Here is a 5,081-nt window from a genome sequence, read left to right on the forward strand (position 1 = left end):
CGGCGCTGGTGACCACGATCGGGCGCAGTCGCCCGCCCTGGATATGGCCTGCCACCGTGCCGAGGTTCTGGAAGCTTAGCTCCACGTTGCCGGCAATCAGGTCAGTGGCCGCCGCCGCTCCGCCCGCATAGGGCACATGGGTCGGTTCAGTCCCTGTGAGCTGCTTGAAGAGCTCCATGGTCATCTGGTCCGAGGACCCGACGCCGCTGGTCGAGTAGCTGGTGCGGCCACGATTGCGCCGCAGCCAGTCGATGACGCCGCGCAAGTCGGTCGCGGGCACCTTGTCCGGGTTCACCACCAGCACGTTCGGCGTGGTGACCGCCAGCGTGATGGGGGTGAAGGCCAACGGGTCGTAGCCGAGGTTCGGGCGCAGCGCGGCGTTGATGGCGAAGACGCCGATCGAGCCCACGAGCAGGGTGTGCCCGTCCGGCTGTGCCCGGGCCAGCAGGCGTGACGCGACCTCGCCATTCGCACCAGCGCGGTTCTCGACCACCATCGGCTGGCTAAGCGACTGGCCGCCGTACTGGGCAATGACGCGTGCGACGATGTCCGACGGGCCGCCGGCGACAAAGGGGACGAGGATGGTGACCGGCCGGCTGGGCCAGGCTTCGGCCCCACCCTGCTGCGTCTGTGCAGCCAGGGGACCGGCCGCGACCGCGGCACCGAGTGTGAGCGCATGACGGCGGAGCATAGGGGATGCTTTCTCTCCCGGGCGGACGTTGACCCTGCTACGCCATGATGCGGGCCAAGCGCGTCGCTGACCACCCCCAAGCAGGGCTGCGTCATCGACGAACCGAGGGGCTCAGGCAATAGATTTCGCTTCCGTCCTGCCGGTCCTGCCCATCGCCGCCACCCCTCGAGTTTCGGGCATAGCCGACCAGACCAGGATGCCACCCAGGGCGGCAGTCGAGGCGAGCACCAGGAAGGCGGTGTCATACCCGGCCCACACCACCAGCACCCCACCGAGAACCATACTCATCATGCTGCCAATCCCATGCAATGTGCCCACCACGCCTTGTGCGGCGGCGAAGTGCCCGCTGCCACGCGTCAGGTCAGCGACCACAATCGGGAAGAGCGCGCCGATCAGGCCCGCACCAACCCCATCGAGGAGCTGGACCCCGATCAGCCAGGCTCGCTCATCGGAGAGGGTATAGAGCGTCCCCCGCAGCACCAGGGCGACGAAGGCGGCCAACAGCAGCGGCTTGCGCCCCCAGGCATCCACCCGCGCCGCGACCAGTGCTGCGACTGGTACCATGACCGCCTGTGCGACGATGGCGGAGGCCGCTGTGAGCGCGATGCCCTGGCCGAGATTGCCCAGCGCCAGCTTCTGCGACACCAGCCCCAGCATACTGGCATTGGCCAGGTGGAACAGGGCGCCACAAACCGCGAAGATCAACAGGGGCCGGGAGCCCAGCAGCACGCGCCAAGCCGTGGGCTGTGCCGCATTCGCCACCTCGCCGGGTAGCAGGCCCCGGGCGACAGCGTGATCGATCGCGCTCGCAGGAACTGCCGCGGCAGCCGCTATGCTGGCAACAGCCGTAAAACCCATGGACCAGAACAACACCGAGTTGCCGAAGAAGGGCGCGGTGACCAGGATCGCCAGGCTGATCGTGCCGTCGCCAAGGTGGAACAGCGCCTCGTTCCGCCCAGCGCGGCGGGCAAAGCGTGCCGGGCCAACTACTCCGAGTGAGATGGCGGCGAGCGTCGGCCCGATTGTGACGCCGGCCATGGCTCCGACCAGCCCCGCCAGCGCTACCGACCAGAACTGAGGCGCGAACGGTATGACAAGACAGGTTGCGGTCATCACCAAGACCGCCCCCGCGATCAGCGCGCGCTTGGCTTGCACCGCATCGACGAGTGCGCCGAGGGGCGCCTGCGACAGCAGCCCGGTCAGCATGCCGACCGACAGCGCGGCACCGATGCTCGCCGGATCCCAGCCGTGTTCGGCAAGAAGATAGATGCCGAGATAGGCGCCGAGCCCATACCGGGCGTCGGAGACGAAGAAACTCAGGGCGTCCAATGCGCGCTCAGCGCCCCGCTGCTTCATGGGAGGGCTCCGGATCAGGACGGCGGAGTGGAACAGCCAATGAAACGGGCGCGGTTTTGCCTCGTTCCAAGGGCAGGAACACTCACACTACACCGGAAGAGCAGCGCCGAACCGCCTAGGTTTACCTCGGTCGGCACATCAGACGGCTCCAATCTCTCCACGCCGAGGGCCCGTGGGCGCGACCACCGCTCAGTCTGAGAGCGCGCTCACGATCTACTAAAGGCCCGACGGACCGCGGGGGCGCGGGAGCCCCCACGTCATCTGGAGGCGCCGTTCCTCCAGCTGTTCACTCCACCCGCGCGCCCGAGGCCCGGACCAGCGGCGCGAAGCGCGTCTCGTTCTCGCGGCGGAACTTTGCAAGGCCCGCGGGTAGTGTCCGCCACACCGTGGCACCCGCCTCTTCGAAGCGACGGCGAACTTCGGCGCTCTCAACCGCTTCGCGCCCGACCTCGGCGATCCGCTCAATGATTGCGGGCTCGATGCCGGCGGGGCCGAGCACCCCGCCCCAGGAGTTGATCTCGTAGCCTGGCAGGAACTCCGACATCGCCGGCACGTCTGGCGCCTGCGGGCTGCGCCTAGCGCCGGTCACGGCGAGCGGCCGCACTTGACCCTCGCGCGAGAGGCGCAGCGCCTCGGGGATGTTGCCGAAGATCATGTCGACGCGGCCGCCCAAGAGGTCGTTGTAGGCCTGCGCGCCTCCGCGGTAGGGCACGTGCAACATGTTCACTTGGCCCATATGCTTGAACATCTCGCCCGCAATGTGGAGCGTGGTGCCGGCGCCCGAGCTCCCAAAGCTGAAGCTGCCGGGCTCGCGGCGGCAGAGCGCGATGAGCTCAGGGACGCTATGGGCTGGAACGCCGGGGCGCACGATAAGCAGGTTCGGCAACTGCCACAGGCCGCAGATATAGGAGAAGTCGCGCTCGACGTCGTAGGGCAGCCGAGGGTAGAGAGTAGGCGCGATCGAGAGGGAGGAGACTGAGGCGAGCCCAATCGTGTTGCCATCCGGTGTGGCACGCGCGATCGCCTCCGTGCCTACATTCCCGCCCGAACCTGAGCGGTTCTCGACAACGAAAGACTGGCCCGTGATCTCGGCCATCCGATTGCAGCAGATGCGCGAGAGGATGTCTGTCCCACCGCCGGGCGGAAAGATCCCGATAAAGCGGATTGGTTGCGTGGGCCAGGCCAGGCACTGGGCACGCGCGGTCGCTGCGGCGCAGGCCGCACCCACAATGCCCAGCCAGGCACGGCGCGTTCCGCAACCCGGTGCGTACCAGTTTCGGTCGACGTTGATCGTGTCCCCAATCATAACTACTTCCCCGCGCGTCGGTGGCTCGGCTCGGCAACGAAAAGCGTGAGCTGCAGCTACAGCGTCCAGTAGAGTCGGTCCTGGATGGCGGTGCCCACCACCGCGGCAACCGATAACCTTTGTGCGAGTGCGTTGCGTCGGCAGCACCTAAACGTTCGTCACCTCCATTTCGGCCTTCAAGTAGACGGTATGCTTCGGCACGGCGCCGTCAACTGAGCAGGCTCGGCGGTCCCGGCAGGCCGGGCCTTGGCTACGGGTCAAGCAAAGAAACCACGGTAGCTTGTTCAGACCGCTCGAATAGGAAGATGTCTAGCAGGGCCGGCAACGTGACGGCTCTAGAGCGTGTTGTGGACCAAGTCGAAGGCGGCGGTTGCCTTGGCGAGCATGAAGGTGACGAAGGCGACGACGTGCAGGCCGGCGACGGTCTGGGGCAGTCGCTCGTAGTCGCGGGCGAGGCGTCGGAAGCGGGCGGCCCAGGCGAAGCTACGCTCCACCACCCACCTGCGAGGCAGTAGGACGAACCCGCGCTTTGACTCTGGGGCGCGGATAATCTGGAGCGCCATGCCGTTGGCCTCGGCGGCCTTGGCCGGCACCTCGCCCGTGTAGCCCTGGTCGGCATAGGCGAGGTCCACTGCCTCGCCGGTTGCTTCTTGCACGGCAGCGGCGAGTTGGCCGACCTGGGCACGATCCTGCTCATCGGCCGGCGTCACGTGCAGGGCCAGAAGGTGGCCGAGGGTGTCGACCGCGGCGTGCAGCTTGGAGCCCTTCTGCCGCTTGGCCCCATCGTAGCCAGCGCGGGCGCCGCTCTCGGGCGTGGATCGCAGGGTGCGACTGTCGAGGATGGCCGCACTCGGCTCGGCAGCGCGCCGCTCAACCAGCCGCAGCACGACGCGGAGGTCGTGCGCCATAGCTTCGAAGCAGCCCGCCGCCAGCCAGCGCCGGGCTTGGTCGTAGACCACATGCCAGGGCGGGAAGTCGCCCGGCAGCAGCCGCCAGGCGGCCCCAGCCCGGACAATCCAGCGCAGCGCATCATAGGAGGCCGGCAACGGGTATCGCCGTTGCCCCGCGTCCCCCGGCAGCAGCGTCAGATAGGGCGCAGCAAAGGCCCACTCCTCCTCTGTCGTATCAGTGGGGTAGCAATACCGACGGGCTCAACAGACATACCCCGTCATTTGGGATGACCAGTGGTCCGCAACACGCTCTAGACGCTCGCCCATCCAGGATGAGCCCCACCAGGTTCGGTGCCAGCAGCGTCAGCCACAACAGCGCTCCGTGGTAGCCCCGCACAATCCGCTCCCTTCTCGCCATCTCGCTGATCAAGGTGTAGCCCCCCGTCCAGCAGCCGCTGATACCGGAACGCCCGCGCCGATGTCTTCACCAGCGCTTGGTCAGCCCGCGTCGGACGGTGTTATACCAGCCGCCCTAGAGCTTGACCTGAGCCCAGGCACGGGTGGTGATGGAGGTGACCTGCTCTGGTCTGCGCATCAGCGCGTTCCAGGCTGAGCAGCAGGCGTCCACGATAGCGTCGTAGCTCTCCCACACGCGATGACTGAGAAAGTTGGCCCGCAGGAACTCCCACAGGTTCTCGACCGGGTTCAGGTCGGGCGCATAGCGAGGCAGCGGCAGCAGGCTGATGTTTGCGGGCAGTTGCAGCTTGGGTGAGGTGTGCCAGCCCGCGCCGTCGAGGACGAGGACAGCATGGGCTCCTTTGCTTACGCCCAGGCTGAT

4 protein-coding genes and 1 pseudogene are annotated in these 5,081 nt (G+C 67.3%); all 5 read right to left on the minus strand.

Annotated features, from left to right (window positions below):
• Positions 1-691 (minus strand): Bug family tripartite tricarboxylate transporter substrate binding protein (locus tag EP26_RS23775; RefSeq protein WP_043342326.1); only part of this gene is annotated, 691 nt, incomplete at its 3' end.
• A 111-nt stretch (positions 692-802) separates the two neighbouring features.
• Complete coding sequence (locus EP26_RS23780; RefSeq protein ID WP_052389590.1) at positions 803-2,047, minus strand: MFS transporter; 1,245 nt, start codon at positions 2,045-2,047, stop codon at positions 803-805.
• Positions 2,048-2,333: 286 nt separating this feature from the next.
• Complete coding sequence (locus EP26_RS23785) at positions 2,334-3,353, minus strand: Bug family tripartite tricarboxylate transporter substrate binding protein (protein WP_052389591.1); 1,020 nt, start codon at positions 3,351-3,353, stop codon at positions 2,334-2,336.
• A 335-nt stretch (positions 3,354-3,688) separates the two neighbouring features.
• Positions 3,689-4,498 (minus strand): annotated as a pseudogene (locus EP26_RS23790) (IS5 family transposase); the annotation flags it as partial.
• 277 nt (positions 4,499-4,775) lie between these two features.
• On the minus strand, positions 4,776-5,081 hold a 306-nt coding region (locus tag EP26_RS36910; protein ID WP_211259528.1), incomplete at its 5' end, for a transposase.

The sequence above is a fragment of the Belnapia moabensis DSM 16746 genome (assembly GCF_000745835.1).
In the GTDB taxonomy this organism is placed as follows: domain Bacteria; phylum Pseudomonadota; class Alphaproteobacteria; order Acetobacterales; family Acetobacteraceae; genus Belnapia; species Belnapia moabensis.

Coding starts and splice junctions, on each gene's coding strand:
- EP26_RS23780 (WP_052389590.1), bottom strand. CDS start 2,047: ATGAAGCAGCGGGGCGCTGAGCGCGCATTGGACGCCCTGAGTTTCTTC.
- EP26_RS23785 (WP_052389591.1), bottom strand. CDS start 3,353: ATGATTGGGGACACGATCAACGTCGACCGAAACTGGTACGCACCGGGT.